This is a genomic window from uncultured Maribacter sp., from assembly GCF_947496775.1.
Taxonomy (GTDB): domain Bacteria; phylum Bacteroidota; class Bacteroidia; order Flavobacteriales; family Flavobacteriaceae; genus Maribacter_B.
Genome location: NZ_CANMDU010000006.1, coordinates 15,085 through 32,306, shown reverse-complemented (window position 1 = coordinate 32,306; position 17,222 = coordinate 15,085). Strand labels below are relative to the sequence as shown.

14 protein-coding genes are annotated in these 17,222 nt (G+C 30.9%); 1 reads left to right on the top strand and 13 read right to left on the bottom strand.

The window, feature by feature from the left end:
- Window positions 1-193 precede the first annotated feature (193 nt).
- From Q0856_RS10790 to Q0856_RS10750, 9 genes are all read right to left on the bottom strand, one after another.
- Window positions 194-1,168, bottom strand: coding sequence for a DUF2931 family protein (locus Q0856_RS10790; RefSeq protein ID WP_298504871.1), 975 nt, complete (start codon window positions 1,166-1,168; stop codon window positions 194-196).
- Between the two features lie 261 nt (window positions 1,169-1,429).
- Window positions 1,430-1,867 (bottom strand): hypothetical protein, encoded by a 438-nt coding sequence (locus Q0856_RS10785; RefSeq protein ID WP_298475252.1) that lies wholly within the window; start codon window positions 1,865-1,867, stop codon window positions 1,430-1,432.
- Window positions 1,868-1,954: 87 nt separating this feature from the next.
- On the bottom strand, window positions 1,955-2,590 hold the full coding sequence (locus Q0856_RS10780; RefSeq protein ID WP_298504869.1) for a transglutaminase domain-containing protein: 636 nt from the start codon (window positions 2,588-2,590) through the stop codon (window positions 1,955-1,957).
- A gap of 12 nt (window positions 2,591-2,602) precedes the next feature.
- Window positions 2,603-3,283 (bottom strand): mutarotase, encoded by a 681-nt coding sequence (locus tag Q0856_RS10775; RefSeq protein WP_298504867.1) that lies wholly within the window; start codon window positions 3,281-3,283, stop codon window positions 2,603-2,605.
- A 24-nt stretch (window positions 3,284-3,307) separates the two neighbouring features.
- Complete coding sequence (locus tag Q0856_RS10770) at window positions 3,308-4,147, bottom strand: 1,4-dihydroxy-2-naphthoyl-CoA synthase (protein ID WP_298504866.1); 840 nt, start codon at window positions 4,145-4,147, stop codon at window positions 3,308-3,310.
- Between the two features lie 60 nt (window positions 4,148-4,207).
- Window positions 4,208-4,573: a VOC family protein gene (locus tag Q0856_RS10765; RefSeq protein ID WP_298475240.1), complete on the bottom strand. Its 366-nt coding sequence runs from the start codon at window positions 4,571-4,573 to the stop codon at window positions 4,208-4,210.
- A gap of 63 nt (window positions 4,574-4,636) precedes the next feature.
- Window positions 4,637-5,869, bottom strand: a complete 1,233-nt coding sequence (locus Q0856_RS10760; protein ID WP_298504863.1) for a glycosyltransferase family 4 protein — start codon at window positions 5,867-5,869, stop codon at window positions 4,637-4,639.
- Window positions 5,870-5,875: 6 nt separating this feature from the next.
- Window positions 5,876-7,387, bottom strand: a complete 1,512-nt coding sequence (locus tag Q0856_RS10755) for a DEAD/DEAH box helicase (RefSeq protein WP_298475235.1) — start codon at window positions 7,385-7,387, stop codon at window positions 5,876-5,878.
- Window positions 7,388-7,540: 153 nt separating this feature from the next.
- A complete protein-coding gene (locus Q0856_RS10750; protein ID WP_298475232.1) occupies window positions 7,541-8,050 on the bottom strand; it encodes a DUF6155 family protein in 510 nt (169 codons plus the stop codon).
- A gap of 272 nt (window positions 8,051-8,322) precedes the next feature.
- Here Q0856_RS10750 and Q0856_RS10745 point away from each other — a divergent pair, with 272 nt between their 5' ends.
- Window positions 8,323-9,186 carry an RNA polymerase sigma factor RpoD/SigA gene (locus Q0856_RS10745; RefSeq protein WP_298475229.1) on the top strand — a complete coding sequence of 288 codons (864 nt, stop codon included), beginning with the start codon at window positions 8,323-8,325 and terminating at the stop codon, window positions 9,184-9,186.
- Window positions 9,187-9,695: 509 nt separating this feature from the next.
- Here the strand turns inward: Q0856_RS10745 and Q0856_RS10740 are convergent.
- Genes Q0856_RS10740 through Q0856_RS10725 form a run of 4 tightly spaced genes read right to left on the bottom strand, consistent with a single transcriptional unit; the run spans window position 9,696 to window position 17,219 of the window.
- A complete protein-coding gene (locus Q0856_RS10740) occupies window positions 9,696-10,922 on the bottom strand; it encodes a YaiO family outer membrane beta-barrel protein (RefSeq protein ID WP_298475226.1) in 1,227 nt (408 codons plus the stop codon).
- Window positions 10,922-13,267, bottom strand: a complete 2,346-nt coding sequence (locus Q0856_RS10735) for an LTA synthase family protein (protein WP_298504860.1) — start codon at window positions 13,265-13,267, stop codon at window positions 10,922-10,924. The genes Q0856_RS10740 and Q0856_RS10735 overlap by 1 nt, the downstream gene beginning before the upstream one ends.
- Window positions 13,268-14,698, bottom strand: coding sequence for a glycosyltransferase (locus Q0856_RS10730; protein ID WP_298475221.1), 1,431 nt, complete (start codon window positions 14,696-14,698; stop codon window positions 13,268-13,270).
- Window positions 14,691-17,219, bottom strand: coding sequence for a hypothetical protein (locus Q0856_RS10725; protein WP_298504858.1), 2,529 nt, complete (start codon window positions 17,217-17,219; stop codon window positions 14,691-14,693). Before Q0856_RS10725 ends, Q0856_RS10730 begins: the two co-directional genes overlap by 8 nt.
- Window positions 17,220-17,222 lie beyond the last annotated feature (3 nt).

Genomic DNA, 17,222 nt, shown 5'->3' with positions numbered 1-17,222 from the left:
CTTCATAACATCTTTTAAGGACTACACCACAACTTTCTCTTGCGTGGCAACATAACTTTTTAGAATACCTAAAAGGGAAATATATTTACCATGTAATTAGCAAACAACGAGTAAATTTTTTCATTTTCATATAGTGTTCTCAGAAAAGAGTCTTGCCTTCATTGGTAAGGCTCTTTTTAGTTTAAATATGTTTTTATTTGGATATGTTTTCTCTTTTTTCCTCTTTTAATTCTAACACAACTTTATTCTTTAATTTAATTAAATATTCATTTGGTAAGGTAGTTGTATCTAATAAATAAATAATTTCCGGAGATTGTAATTCATTTACCTTGTTTAAACTAATAAATTCTTTTAAGTCTACTTTATAGAAGGATTTATATCCAATTCCTTCTTTAGTAAACCAATCTACCATTATAGATTTTGCTAACCCCCAGCCGCGTTTTGAGTTAACAGCTTTTAGCAAGGTATTATTTTCTTTTTTTAACATTATGGTATTAGACTCGCCATTATAATAAGTAACAAGAATAGCAACTTCATTTCTTCCTTCTTTTTTAGTACAAAAATGAGGAGCACCAAACCGGTCTTGAAATATACCAAAACTAGTATTCATTTTATTTTCATCTGTATTAGATGTTGCATAAAAAGTGTCTACTTCTAAAGAAAATTCTGCTGTATAAATATCATCTAAATTTATCCATAAAACAACTAACCCATTAGGTCCAAGACCTATTTTCATAGATAATTGCCCCTCAGCATAATTCTCCCCCCATTTCTTTTTTAATAAAGTATTATTTTTTTTCCAAAGGTCTAATACCTTTTGCATTGGAAAAATAAAGTTCGTAGTATATAGTATTCCTGTTTTTTCTTCCTCCCAAGTTATATTAACAGTATCTGGTAAGTAGTCTTTTTTTTTATTGTGCAGTACTCTTCCCGTATTAGCACCAGACCACTCTGTTCCTGCTGCGTTCATAGAGCTATATCTATTAAGTATCTTCTTGTTTTTGAAATACGTAATGTTTTTTAAATTAATTTGGTAGTCCGATGGTTTTGTTATTTCTATATTCCAATTATAAGTTTTATCATCAGAAAAAAAATAAGTGTTAAAAAACAAAAAAACACCTATTAAAATAATAACTACAACACTTGTCAATATTAAAAATGATTTCATATTCTTCTGCTAGTAAGAAATCTAATCTATCAATAATAATTCATTTTTTTGGCACTAAACCTTTTTATTTCTAAGATTATTTTATTCTTCCCTTTTATTAATATATTTTGGATTGTATTACTTTTCTACGTTTTTGCGTATTATATAAAATACAGCCAAAATTTAATATAAAGTAGTTCTTTTTATGAAGTTTTAATTAAAAACGAAACCACTTCTTTTATAGGTGCATGAATAGCACCAAAACCAGTATACATCATAGCGCTACTGCAGCCAATTCTTTTTTATACCCAATTTAGAGAACCATAAAAGAAATAATCCAAAAGCTACTACTAAAACTGGCATAGTAACTGCTTCTACGTAACCATAAACTTCTATAGAGGTTGTGAAGAATACATTATGAATCATTTGCGGAATAATGGCTAACAAAGAAATAATAAATGCCGTTTTAGACCATTTCTTTTTTAAAACTAAACCCATGGAGCCAACTATTCCTGCGCATACAGCAATGGCAAAAATAAAAGTTATCCATAATGGATATTCGTTATACAATTTCATTTCTGCTGAGGAAAGTTGCGCTAAAGCAGAATCAGAAATAAAAGTATGCGCAAAAAAGGAAAATACCCCCATTATATTCCAAAGAAGAAAAAATATAGATACTACCCAAAACCACAATGGAGTTATCGTTTTCTTGTGTTCCATGATAATTTGTTTTTAAGACTATAATATACAAACAATTCTATAAGTTGTTGTTTATAAGATATATAAAGTGTTTCAAAAACTAGAGTTTCATAATATAAATTCCGTTTGCCCAGATCCCGTATCAAAAATATGGGGATAATGCTCTTTTGCACTGTTACGCATAAATTCTATAGGCACATCATCAAAATAACCGTAATCTTCCACATATTCCATAAACAAGTTTCCATCTTTATTAAATTCTTGTAGTATAGAATCATTTTCTCCGTCAAAATCTAATGGCGAAACATTAAACATTTTGCAAATGGAAGCGTTAAAGGCCGGTGATAATTTAACCCATTTTCCTTCTATATGCGCATTAACCATTCCGTGATTGGTAAGTTCATTGGACCCAAATTTCTCGATTAATCTTGCTACACCAATATGGTTTTTCACTTTGGCTAAATGAATACGAGCAGGGATTCCTAGACCTCGTAGACACGCTATTAATATAATGGATTTGTCTACACAATGCCCTTTTGTTTTTTTAGAAAGTTCACTTGCCCTATAATTTTCTTTAGAAAAGGTAATACTGTAAGGGTTATACCTCCAAGAATCTCGCACTTTTAAGTACACAAGCTTTGCGATTTCTTTTTTAGAAAGAGATGTATTGTTGTATTCCTTAATTAAGTTCTGGATGGTATCACTCTCGTAATCAAAAAAATAAGTAGCCGATAAATAGTCCATTTGTATTACCTATTATATTTTGAAGATATGGAGTTCTTTAACAAATTCTTTTCTTTGATACCAATCGTTGTAAACTAATTCCATCTTTTCTACTTCAAAAGTACCAAAATCAAAATCGACATATTTGTCAATTATATTTAAAAACTTTTCTTTTTGTTTAAATTCTTCCTTGAACCTAACAATGGTAGAATGGGCTGTTTCTATGGAATATCTTTTGTCTAAACTTTGTTCTAACTTCGAATTTTTAAATTCTTTTCTTAAGCTATTTCTAATATCATTAATTATATTGTTATTCATAAATCCTTGCAGTATTATACAAGAATTGGAAGCTGTTACTCCTTTAAATTGAATCTTAATATCTGATTTTTTTGGCAAACATTTCTTTATTAATTCTACATACTTAGATAATTCTATTTTTTTACTATCAAAACCTTCATAACAAGATATTATAGACATAACTGTAATATGAATATCTGAATTGGGATAGTAATACTGGTTTGGTTCTACTTGTTTCAATTCAGAAAGAAATTTTTGAATTTTTCCTTTCACTTCATTCGAAGGTCTAAAAAGAAGAGTTACTCCAAATCGTTGGTCTAGCTTAGAATCTATTAATTCATCAATTTCATAATGGTCCGAGGAAATTTTACGGATAGCATCTTTATATAATTGAATATAATGTTCCTTGAGATTCATTAAAACTTGGTTTTGTAACCTAAATTACGGCAACCATTTCTTTTCAAAATTGGGCTTACGTTTTTCTAAAAAGGCATCTCTACCTTCCTTGGCTTCTTCTGTCATATACGCTAAACGTGTAGCTTCCCCGGCAAATACTTGTTGCCCTACCATACCATCATCGGTAAGATTCATAGCGAATTTCAGCATTTTAATAGATGTAGGCGACTTTGCTAATACTTCTTGAGCCCATTGGTAGGCAGTATCTTCCAGTTCATCATGTGGCACTACAGCATTTACCATTCCCATTTCATAAGCTTCTTGTGCAGAGTAGTTTCTTCCTAAAAAGAAAATCTCTCTTGCTTTCTTTTGCCCTACCATTTTAGCTAAATAAGCCGAACCATAACCTCCATCAAAACTTGTAACATCAGCATCGGTTTGTTTAAAAATAGCATGTTCTTTACTTGCTAATGTCATATCACAAACTACATGTAAACTATGACCGCCGCCAACAGCCCAACCAGGTACTACGCATATGACTGCCTTTGGCATAAATCGTATTAAACGTTGAACATCTAAAATATTTAATCTATGGTACCCATCTTGCCCTACATAACCCTGATGTCCACGAGCTTTTTGGTCGCCACCACTACAAAAGCTGTATACTCCATCTTTTGTTGACGGACCTTCGGCGGACAAAAGAACTACGCCTATGCTAGTATCTTCTTGAGCATCATGAAATGCTTCTAACAACTCACTCGTTGTTTTAGGCCTAAATGCATTACGAACATTAGGTCTATTAAATGCAATACGAGCTACGCCATTACTTTTTTTATAGGTAATATCTTCAAATTCCTTAACAACTTTCCAATCTGGTTGATTCATTATATATATCTGTATATGTGTTTGTTGCAGATGTTTACAACATGTATTAATTTTAGGTTATTATTTATCAGAATGTAAACCAATTCTATTTCCTTCTGTATCTAAAAATTGTGCATAAAAACCAAATTCGCCAATATCTGTTTTAGGAACAACAATGGTACAACCAACTTTTTTAATACTTGTTAACTCCTCAGAAATATCATCAGATTTAAAATATAATATTGTTCCTTCGGTACTAGGAATATTATCGCTGGACTGGACTAAACAACCCGAAGAACCAATTTTGTCTGGTGCTCCAAACATATACATTTTAGCCCCAGGAGCCTCTATATATTGAAATTCTAGTTTAAAAACTTCCTCATAAAAATTCTTGGCTCTTTCAATATCTTTTACAGAAATCTCAAACCATTGTACTGGATTATTCATGGTATATAGTTTTAAATTACGTTTGAAAATATTAAAGATAAGATTCTTTCCTAAAAAAATACATTACATCCTATTTTTAGCTTCAATCCATTTAGACATATATTTAGTGCTCGCCATACTATTATGCTGTAGCATTGCACCAATAAAGTTTCTTTCCCTGTGCTCTTTTAAGTTTTCTAGGGTATTAGTTATTGCTTTTAAAAAATGGTTCTCGAACTTTTCTTTATTAAATATCTGTTGCAGTAGTTTTTTTCCGTTTTTCTGTGCTATATACCATTCTTTTTCTGAACGGTATAACTCTACTGCTGCATTTGCCAGAGCAACAGCGTCCTCTTTTATTATACCATTCCACTTAAAACTAGGCAATTGTATTCCCTCCGCTCCTATCTGGGTAGTAATACTTGGCGTTTCAGCTTGTATAGCTGTTACTAGTTTCCCTTTTATTCCTGCACCAAAACGTAATGGGGCTAAACAAATTTTGGCTTTACTAACCGCTTCTATAGCATTCGGAGCCCAGCCTTTTACTAAAAATCCCTCTTTAGGATTATGCATTTGCATTATTTGTTCTGGCAAGTGCCCTCCATAAATGGATAAAGTAGCTTCTGGTAGCTGTTTACGAATAAGAGGCCAAATTTCTTTTTTTAACCAAATAATGGCATCTTTATTCGGTGCATGGTTACCATTACCTATACAAATAAACCCTTTTCTTTGGGTATAGGGTATGGGTTCATACCGCGTTTTTTCTAATAAAAAAGGAAGGTAGTGTATTAAACTATCCTCTATTTTAATGTTCTCCTTTAGCAATCGCATTTCGTAGGGCGAAATAAGTAAAGAAATATCAGAACGATATATACTGGCTATTTCTCTTTTGGTAGTTGCATTTTTTTTCCAATCTGCAATTAAAAAAGGGAGGTCTTTTTTAAAAGCTAGCTCTCTTGTTTGGCGCAAAGAATGTAAATCTTCTGTATCGAGAATACGTAAAGCATTTGGGACATTTTCTGCAACACGCCAACCAAATTGCTCTTCAGTTAAAAAACGGTCGAACATTACAATGTTGGGCTTAATCTCGTTGAGATAACTATCAAAGTTAGAGTTGTTTAAGACTATTTCTTTTTCGAATACTCCCAACGTGTCTAACGGAAAAGAATATTTTGTTTTCTTTGCTGTACAGGCAAAAGAAACTATATAGTTTTGTTTTAAAAAGAATTGTATCAGTTCTAACATCCTTTGCCCAGCAGCCGTAGAAGTTGGTTCTGGCCATACAAACCCTATAATTAAAACCTTCAATTGCGTCATTTAGGCTTACATTTTTTCAGCAAATTTTTTAGAAATCTTAGAGCGTAATTTACGTTCATAATCTTCCTCTAACCACTCTTTATAATTCTTAGTGTTGTTCATTATGCAATACGAATATTGCTTTACTCTAAAACTAATTTCTTCTCTTAACAGTTTAGCAAGTATCCTAGCGTCGAAAACATCTTCAGCATTTTCTACACAAATAGTGGCGTGCTGTTCTATACTTCTTTCTAAAACTATTTTCGATTTTAACCCCTGAGCAAATCCTTTTTTATATTCTTCTTTTATATCAAACGAAATAACAGAAGATTTGGAAAATTTTTTCTTAAGGTCTTTAGGCATTTCATACACGAACTCTCGTTCTATATCTTCATCATTCTTTATGTTTTCTAAAAAGAAATCAGGAAAATGAAATATTTCTTGCCAATCTATTGGTGCACTCCACATTCCAAAACGTGCAACATTATTTCCAAAATCTATTACTTTAAACTCTTTTTTATTTGGCAAAACACGGGATCCACGCCCAATCATTTGAAAATACAAAGTTAACGACCTCGTTGCTCTATTAAGCATAATAGTTTCCACTGTAGGTTCATCAAAACCTGTAGTTAAGATACTAACAGAAGTTAAAATTGCATCTGGTGTTTTAGAAAACCATTCTAAAATATCTTTTCTTTCGGTTGCACTGTTTTTATTGTCTAAATGCCTAATGTTATACCCTGCTTTCTTAAAGGTCTCATACACATATCTAGAGGTATTTATCCCATTATTAAAAATAAGCGTTTTTGTACCCTTAGCTACCTCTGTATACCCTGTTAACAGCTTCGTTAACATGTTTTGATTACTATAAAGCTCATCGGAAGATTTTACTGTATAATCTCCATTAATTCCAAGTTTTAAATTCTGTAAGCTTACATCATAATTGTAAACATCAGCTTTAGCTAAGAATTTTTTCTCTATCAAAGAAGAAATAGACTCTCCAACAATTAATTTGCTGTAGTTATCCTTCATTGGTAGCTTAATATTAGAACTTAAAGGCGTAGCTGTTACTCCAAGAATAATTGCGTGATTAAAGTATTTAAAGAGTTTTCTAAAAGAATTGTAATGCGCTTCATCTATTATTACAAGGCCTATGTTATTTATTTCAACCTTTTCTTCTTGTAATCGATTATTCAATGTTTCTACCATTGCGACATAACACATTACACCGTCTTGGTTTTTAACTTCTTTAACCTCGCTATTAATGACTTTGTTTTTTACACCAAAACCAGTAAGCATATTTGAGGTTTGAGAACTTAACTCTATCCTATGCGTTAAAACGACTACCTTTTTTTTTATTTCTTCAATGTATCTTTTAGTAATTTCAGAAAAAATTACGGTTTTACCACCTCCAGTAGGTAGCTGATACAAAAGATTAGAATTATCCTTTGCATTTTTTAAATGCTCAAAAATGCTATTTAAATCTGCCTCTTGATAATCGTAAAGATTTTTTTCTTTCGTATGCTTTTGATACTTCAAAGGAATGCAACTAGTTTTAAAAGGTTAAATTACTAAAATGCCAATCTTACAAAACTATAAGTTTTTTATACTTAAACGAAATATTACCTATAAAATGAAGGTTTTTTTTAAATATATCGAAAAACATCTCTAAATCAGACCTTTACAAAAATTTTAATCAATTAAATCTAAGGCTTTGGAAAAATCTTCTGCGAAAATCCAATTATTATCTTGAGTATGAGTGTAAATTTTAACTATCCTTTCTTTATAATCTGTAAGAAAACCGTGTAGAGAAATATATTGTAGGGCTTCTTTAAAAGAGTTTAACATACTCTTATAAAAAGAATCTGGCACCTTCCTTTCTATGGAAAATGATTGTGCTATTTCTAAATTAAATAACATTACATCTATAATTAAAGAAGGGTCTACTCCAAGCTTTATAAAATGCTTAATATATTTTTGTGCTACAGACCTTCTTGCTTTTGGTTTTCTTCTTTTTATAGGGAAGTATTCATTTGCTATTTTAGTTTTGGCTTCTTGTATAAGTTTGTCTTCTTTAGGATTAAAAACAAAATCATAATATTCCTTTACCACCGGGAAACGAATGTATAAATCTACTAATTGCTCTTCTAATTCTTTTTTCTTTAGAGAAGATAAATAGGATGTTAAAGCTCTTTTACTCATTTTTTATTCCCACTAATGGGTATATATTATTCTGATGTTCGCATCAAAAATTTAAGGATATTTCCTTGTTAATACCTAATGATCTTACCCAGAGGTAAGTTTTCTTTTGATAATCCAAAAATAGAATAAGCATCTTAATTTATTAAGGATTCTTACAGGGATTTCAAAAATTGTAATAAAATCTGTATAAGTATGTCTCTATCTACTTGGAAAAGAGATAATAAAAATGTATTATGAGTACTTGTTCAATCACTAAAACAAAATACGAATATATGAGGCAACTAAAAATTATCAAGCAGGTTACTAATCGTGAATCGAAATCCTTAGATAAGTACTTGCAAGATATTAGTAAGATTGATTTAATAAGTGCTCAAGAAGAAGTAGAACTTGCCCAATTGATTCGTACAGGTGACCAAGCTGCATTAGAAAAACTAACCAATGCAAATCTTAGATTTGTTGTTTCCGTGGCAAAACAATATCAAAATCAAGGATTAAAACTTCCTGATTTAATCAATGAGGGTAATGTAGGATTAGTAAAAGCAGCGAAACGTTTCGATGAAACCAGAGGTTTTAAGTTTATCTCTTATGCGGTATGGTGGATTAGGCAATCTATTTTACAAGCCTTAGCAGAACAATCTAGAGTAGTACGACTACCTTTAAATAAAATTGGTTCTATCAATAAGATTAAAAAAGCATTTTCGTACTTAGAACAGTCTAATGAAAGACCTCCTTCTCCAGATGAGATAGCAAAAGAGCTTGAAATGACTGTTAACGAGGTTAAAGAATCTTTAAAAAATACAGGAAGACACGTGTCTATGGATGCTCCTCTACGTGAAGGGGAAGACTCTAATTTATACGATGTTATTAGGGCTGGAGAATCTCCTAGGCCAGATACTTCATTAATGCAGCAATCTTTAAATACGGAAATAAATAGAGCATTAGAAACACTTTCTCCAAGAGAAGCCGATGTTGTTAAACTGTATTATGGTATTGGAGACCAACAGTCCATGACTCTTGCAGAAATTGGGCAAACGTTCGATCTAACAAGAGAACGAGTGAGGCAAATTAGAGAAAAGGCCATTAGAAAACTCCGCCATGCTTCTAGGAGTAAATTATTAAAAGCCTATTTAGGATAAAAAAAAAGACCGTTATTTAAAATAACGGTCTCTTTTTATAAAATTGGGCTCTTTTATTTCTAAGAGTACGTAAGCTTATTAATATTATAATCTACTAGAATTTCATTTAAATTTTGAATGAAGTTTAAGTAAGCTGTGTTGTCCTGATTCTTGTTTGCCATAATTATTTGGGGATTTAGGGGTGAACTAGTTTTTTAATTTATTAGACTACATAAAATCTAATTCTACCAATTCATTAATACTTAATATTTCGTTTAAATCTTGAAGGAATACCAAGTATTCCTCTCCGTAGGTATCATAAAGCATATTATAAAATGGTTAAATTAGTATTTAGACTTGGGTTTCAATTACTAAGTAAACATAATTATAACGTGGCTTTAGAACAATAAATTGTGGTGTATGAAGTAAAATTTGTTGTGAAGCACTTATTTTTTGTTTTTTTAAAACAAAAAAGTGGTTAATCCTTGTGTTTATATGGTGTAACACTGTTATACGTAGTTCATCGATCTTTAAAACTTAACCTGGTATGTTATACCTGCAGATACGGACCAGAAGAATTTTCCTGGGTTAAACACAAGCTCTTGGCGTGCTACTCCTAGATTTGCCTTATACATATTGGGGTTCTTTTTTCCTGTGAATTGATACTCAAACAAAAGTTGTTGCGACTCTACATAAAATACAGTTTCTGCTAAAAGCGTATCTTGGGCATTACGGAGTTGCTTTAATTCAGAAGAATACCCAACTACAGCCGTAACTCCAAGGTAATTTTGCTTATCTCTAAGATATTTTCTAGCTAGTACCGTTCCTGAAAAGCCCAAGTTTTTACTACTTATAGATGTTACGTACGGTCGCGCTGAGAAATAATAATTACCACTATATAACCCAACACTAGCTGTCATTATTGTTGCCTTAATAGACTTAAAATCCATATAGCGCATACCCAATGATAGTTCCATATTTTTAGGATAGTTAGCGTAGACCTCTACTCCTGCTCTGTGTTTGGAGTATATAGTCGCATTAGAAAAACCATAGTTTAAATACCCATAAAACGTTTTAGATAACTTAGGATAAAAATCTAATTCATACTGTAAACCATGCGTATTAAATCTGTTACTATAATTTATTCTAGGGATAATAGGCCCTGAAAGTGTTTCTCTTTTATATTCTATACTAGAATAAAACATGGGGTCATAGGCAACATCGAAAATCTCAAAGCTATTTGCAATACTAATTTGATTTCTAAGAGGGGTTTGTAAAGAATCTACCTTCGATATTTCTGCTTCTATATTAGAAACCCCCATAATTCCATCTATGGCATGTTGCTTTTGTTTTTGCAAATCTATGTCTTCCTTTATATAACCCAAGGCCTTGTTAGATAGCCCCAAAGCCGTTGCATAGTTTTTAGAATACAATTCGTTATTAATAGCAGCAATCCACACTTCTTTAATTCCTTTATTCTTAGATAGTATCTTATTAAAGTGTTTTCTAGCGTTATCATAATCTTTATCCCAGGTATATGTTTTTGCCAAAAGAACACGAACATCTGTATAATCCGGATATACACTTAATATATGATGTAATGTATCTCTTGCTTCTATTCGATTTCCAGCAAAAGCTAAATCTCTAGCGGCAAAGAATGACGTATCTGGATCACCCGAATAATCTTTCTCTTGTGCCCAAATACAAATGCTATAAAAGCACATTAAAAAGAGGATATATTTTTTTATTCCTTGCATTAAAATTGGGTTTCTACAATTTCTTTATTATTCAATAATTGAACTTTTGCTCGCAGAAGTTTTTCGTTAACCTCTTTAGAGCTTATATTATTTTCTCTTATTTTTTCTTTAAGTTCTACTACTCTTTCATTTTCATTAGACCAAAAGTAGGTATCCAGTAGTGCAGAATAAGCATCATCATAGGTAGGGTATTTTCTAACAACCTCTTCTAATAAATGCATAGAAGTGGTGTAATCCTTTTTCCATGCGTGTAATCTACCAACTAAAATTTCTGTATCCGAATGTCTAGGTATTTTAGATAAAATATAATTGCATAATAATAAAGAGCGGTCCCAATCTTTATTAAAGGCCAGGTCTCTTGCTGTTAAATAGGCATTGTCATAATCTTTTCCGTTAAAAACACTTTCTACCCATATCCTATCTTGTTTAGATAATTCTTTGGCTGTTTTGGAATATAAAGACAAAGAATCCGGAATAATTTTATTATTCTTAGTAACGTAGTTGTTTATGGATTTAAACACGCTAAAACTATGTTTTATTTCATAGAATATGTCATCATTATCTTCTTCCATTAATTCCAGTTTTTCGCTAAGTCGATACACTTTGTTTTTGCTAATAAAATGAGAACCTTTTATATAATCTACAATAGCATTTCTTTTTTTAATGAGTGGAATTTGTTTAGAAGAAGTAAAAATGCTTTTAGATATTAACTCGCTTCCAAGCCAAGCATTTTGTTCTGGTAAAGTAATTTTATAATTAACCGTTAAAAACGAAAGAATACTAGGAGCAATATCTGCATGAGAGGTTAAAGTAGATATTGTTTTGGCTTTTTTTTGTAAAGGACTATATACAAACAACGGAACTTTGAATCGTTGTAAATTATTAGAATGGGGCAAAACTGTGGAATTGTGACTACCTGTTATAATAAAAATAGTGTTTTGGTACTCTGGTTTGTTTTTATACGATTCCATAAAAACTTGTAAAGCCGTATCTGAATACAGCATACTAGCAAATATTTCTTTATTCTTTGATATTATTTTTTTTGCCCTTTTATCCAAATCTATTTTAACCAATTTATTCTCTACTTTTTCAATATACTCTTCTTGATTTGGTATTAAAAATGGGTTTTTACTGCTAAGAGTTAATAAAACGTCAAACCTTGGCTTTGTAGTAGAAAAGAAATTTGCATTAAACTTTTTATACAATTCAGTATCTGGATAACCCAAAGAAAAACCGGCTGCATCTTCTTCTTGTAATATATAATTTTTCCCAAAATCTTGTTTATCTATAATGCGATCTACACGTTCTTCATCTAAAAATTTATCCATATAATTAAAGGCACTATTGCCCCCATAATTATAAGAAGTTATATATCCATTATTCCTTAACAAACTGTATAAAGTGTTTCTGTTAGTATACCTTTCTAAATTTGTAAAACCTTCTTTACCAAAAGGCAATGAACCTACTATATTAGGAAGCACAGCAAAGCTCTCTCCACTATTACTTAAATGGTTTTCCCAATAGATACTTTGCTTAGTTAAACTCTGTAGGTAGGGAGTAAAACCTTTGTATTTTGCTTTTTCACCAACGAAATCAGCTCCTAAACCATCTATTATTATAAATAAGAAATTTGGTTTTTTTGATGCGGTATTGAATAATGGACTTAATACATCCTTAGGTAAATCATTTTTTAACATTGGATACTCTAAAGAACCTTCGTAGGTATCATCTTCTAAAATGTAATCTTTTAAACTTACAAACAAATGAGTGGTTTTATTCTCATTAATTGGTTTTTTAGTCGCATATAGAGTAGCAAGGAACAAACTAAAGAGTATAATAGTGAAAGGATACATTCTACTTATAATACCGTACGTTTTCGCTGTTACTTTATGTATGTAAAAACTAATTCCTAGGCATAGTAATAAGAGACCAATTATTGGTGTAACCGAGAATAACACAGTATCCGATTTGGAAAGGCTAAGAATTTCAGTGCCTAATATTTCATAATTCAGGACATAATATTGAATTAATAAAGCCTCTATAATTACTAAAAGAATTAAAATAAACTTTACAGTTATATAGCCTTTTCCTGGTTTTTTATTTTCTAAAAAATTAAAGATAAAAGAAAGAAAAAGAGCTGTAATAGCCACATAGCCAGTATGATTTAAAAGCAACAGAAAAAAGCTTTTGTTAATTACTGTATCTAAAACTCCGCTTAAATACAAGCTTAAATTTTGATACAATGACAATAGCACTAATGCTCCAAAAAAGGTAAGGACTAATGGAATAAAATCCTTCAATTTTTTTGGAGTACTATTTTTTGGTATGTCTTGTTTTATTTGCATTTATGCTGTTTTAGCAAAACCTTTTCTTACCTGGGACCCCCAACCTGATTTAATTTTAAAGAGTTTTTTATAATTTCCTCTTATAGCTGCCCATACTACTATTGGGTGAAAAGTAATTGGTTCTATAATGGCACAAAACATTAATATTAATATATCTTTTGTTTTTTTATATTCATTATATGCATAGACATCCCAAAGAATGGCATAAAAAGAAAACATAATAGAAAACACATAAATGGTAGCCGTAATAGCAATAAAGAAATTCCAATTAAGAATCCCGATATAAAAAAATAGAAAAATAGTTAGCATTCCAAAAAACTCTAACATTGGTGCTAACCATTCATAGAAAAACCAATAAGGATAACTGAGCATTCCTAATCTCCCATATTTAGGATTAAAGAACATGTCTTTATGCTTAAAAAGAGTTTCTAAGTTTCCTCTAGCCCATCGATCTCGTTGATTTACTAATATTTTTAAATCCTCAGGAACTTCTGTCCAACACAATGGATCTGGAATATATTCTATGGTATATGGTATTTTACGGTCATGCATATACCTACGCATTTTAAAAACAATTTCCATATCTTCTCCTACAGTATTAGTATCGTAACCATCTACGGCTAGTGCCAATTCTCTATCGAAAAAGCCAAAAGCACCAGAAATAATTAATAAACTATCTATCCTGCCCCATGCCATTCTACCAAGGATAAAAGAGCGCGTATATTCTAACAACTGGAACCTTGCTAGCCAATTAGTTGGCAGTTTAATTTCTTCTAATTGCCCTCCTTGAATGACACAAGAATTTGCTACTCTAATAACACCACCTACTGCAATTACTTTTTTTTCGGAACGCTGATAAAAAGATTTTACAACATGTAACAAAGCGTCTGGCAATAAAAGGCAATCCACATCAATACAACCAACATATTTATTGGTGGATAAGGCCATTCCTGTATTTAAAGCATCAGATTTACCGCCATTTTCTTTATCAATCACTGTGAGTTTAGAAAAAGCTCTTTGTGGTGATTTATATATTCCGCGTATGGGTTTAGATTTCCAATTTGGATCTATTTCTTGATCAATTTTTACCAGATCATAGGCATCAATCATTTTTTGCAAAGTATCATCTTTACTACCATCATTAACTACCATTACTTCATAGTTAACATATTTTAAAGACATTAAAGACCTAATGTTTTCTACAATGGTCATTCCTTCGTTATACGCTGGAGCAATTATGGTTATACTTGGAGCTAACGGCGAAGCCATTAGTTTTGACATATCTCCAAAGCTATTCTTGTTTTTGTAATGTATTGTGTTTCTTGTAGATAAGTAAGCCATTGCACAAAAAAAAGTGAACAGAATAACTGTAAACAAGAAAAAAACTATGTTTATATACTCTAAAATGATATGGAAAAAACCATTATCCATTTAGTCTGTCAAATAATTTAGAAGAGAACATATAAAATTGTTCTAAAAAAGTAGCGTCTTTTTTATTTCCCTCACTACTCGATAGGGTTGTTGAGTCTTTTAAAGTTTTAGAAGGGCCAGCATTATTTTTTATTAATTCCGCCTCGTAATCGTTTAAGAAAGCATATTCTAAAGGAATCGGTTCTGGACTTACTTCCTCGGAAATTAAATCTATAACCAAATTTTCTTTTAAGTTTATTTGGTTCTGAAGCTGCGCAATACATTTTAATGCTTTTTGCCTTACTGTCTTATCTGGGTCGCTTAATAAATTGTTTAAAAGTTTAAGCTCTTTCTTCTCACCTACAGCTACAATTTCATCTAATAATATAAGTTTAGACTCCGTATCAGAATTAATAAATAACTCTTCTATTAAATTTACTTCGCTAATATATTCTTCTTCTTTTACTGCCATACCAATTTCTTTGTTTTGGTTGTTTTCTTGATGAATTTTGGCCATTACTTCTAAAATTCTTTCTTTAACAGGTCCTTCTTTTTCTACACTCAAATATTCTTTTAATAATGGAATTTCTCTAGCATCACCAAAAGCATCAATATCTTCCAACACAACGAACATTTCTAGTTCTTTTTCACTATAAAAACTGGCTTTTGGTATATTGTATTCTATATGGTCAGGTGCAGACTTTGTCTCTTCTTTTTTGTTAAAAAGGGTCGTAAAATCTACATCATACTCTTTTAAATCTATTTCTTTTACTTTTTGTTTTTCTTCCTCAACCTTAATTTCTTCATAAATAGTGACTATATTTTTGATATTTTGAGAATCAATTTTTTCTACAGATACTGGTTTATCTGTAGTGTTAATTTCATCAAAAACTACAGGAATAAAATCTAAATTAATTTCCTCCTCTTTTTCTTTTGAAAAATTGTTGTCATAAATTATATCTGGTACTTCTTCATAAAAAACCTTTAAATCCGATACCTTTTTCTTTTCCGTAACTAATGGAAGAAAATCTAAATTAAATTCTATAAAGTCTTGAGATTTAGATAAAAAAGGTACTGCGTCATAAACAACATCTAAATCATTAATTTTCTTTCCAACCACTCTCTGAAAGTTTACAATTATATCTTTAATTTCTTCATTAGTTTTATCATTTTGTAGTGGTTCATGGCTTTCTTCAGAAGAAATAATAGGAAGAAAATCTAAGTTAATATTTTCATCTATTGGAGCGTCAATATTTTCGGCGAAAGATTGTAATTCCTCTGTTCTAATTTCTTGGATTACTTCTTTAACATTGTTATCATCCATAGTACTAGGCTCAATAGCATTATTTAAAGTTTCTTCTACGTCCTTTTCTCTTTCCATACTTTCGATATCATTTGGTGTAGTAGCAATAGCTTTACTTGCAGCAATTACAGTTTCTATATCCTCAGGTATATTATGATGTATATCTGTTTCTATATCTTCTGTAGGTAATATTGTTTCTGGAGCAATTGTATTTATAGTACTTAAGGCTTTACTTTTTACCGAAAAATTGCGTTCTTTAAATTCTATTTGACTTAAAAAAGGTAAATCCTCCTCCGAACCTATTACTGCCATAGCTCCTAAAATGGCAATTTTAGTATCTGCCGAACAATTCCAAAAAACCAATTTTAAAGTATCTATTGCTTTAAGAAAAGCAAATTCTTTAATGCATTGTATAGCCTCTTGTTTTATTTGGGTGTTTTTATGTTTTACTAACTCTATAATAGATAACTCGGCGTCATTTTGGTTATAATGTTTAATTAGCCGCAATGAAAAAAGCACTACATGTTTGTTTCCAGAGGTAAGCCATTGCTTAAATTTTGGTGGTTGAAAATCTTTTTGGTTTCGAAGCACCTCTAATAATTTAAGTTGTTGCCACTCCGATATTTTATATCTTGTTGTATCCAGAAAATGTATAATACCTTCATTCTTAAGTGTAACAGTAGCTATTTCTGCTTGTTTTCTAATAGTACCTCTTTTATCATTAATAAACTTAATAATGAATCCGTAAGATTCTTCTACATGCATTTGCGTAAGTTCAAAAATACCTTTAGAAATTAATTCCCATCGCCAACTCTCTAACTTTTTATAGGCATCTTTATGTAGTTCTAATTCCCTATACAGCTCAAAGAGAGATTGTTGCGTACGCCCACTAACATCTTTCCCTAAATCTAATAAAACTTCCGACAGAATTCTTCTATTAAAGGTATCCTTAAGAAACTGTCTTATTTCAATTTTTAATTTTATATAGCTCTTTTTTTCATCTTTAGAACTACTGTCCTCAAAAAATAAAAACTCACTAATTATAGGAGATAAATCTGTTTTTTTTTGAGCTATTATTTTATTCTGTTTAGAAAATTTATTTCTAAAATAAAATATGCCTACAAAATACAATACTGCCAAGCTCACAAATAGTATGGTTAAATCCCATAATAAATCTGTGTGTATTTTAGGCGCAGTAATTAACGCTTGGGGGCTATATTGCGTAATTGTACTTAACAATAG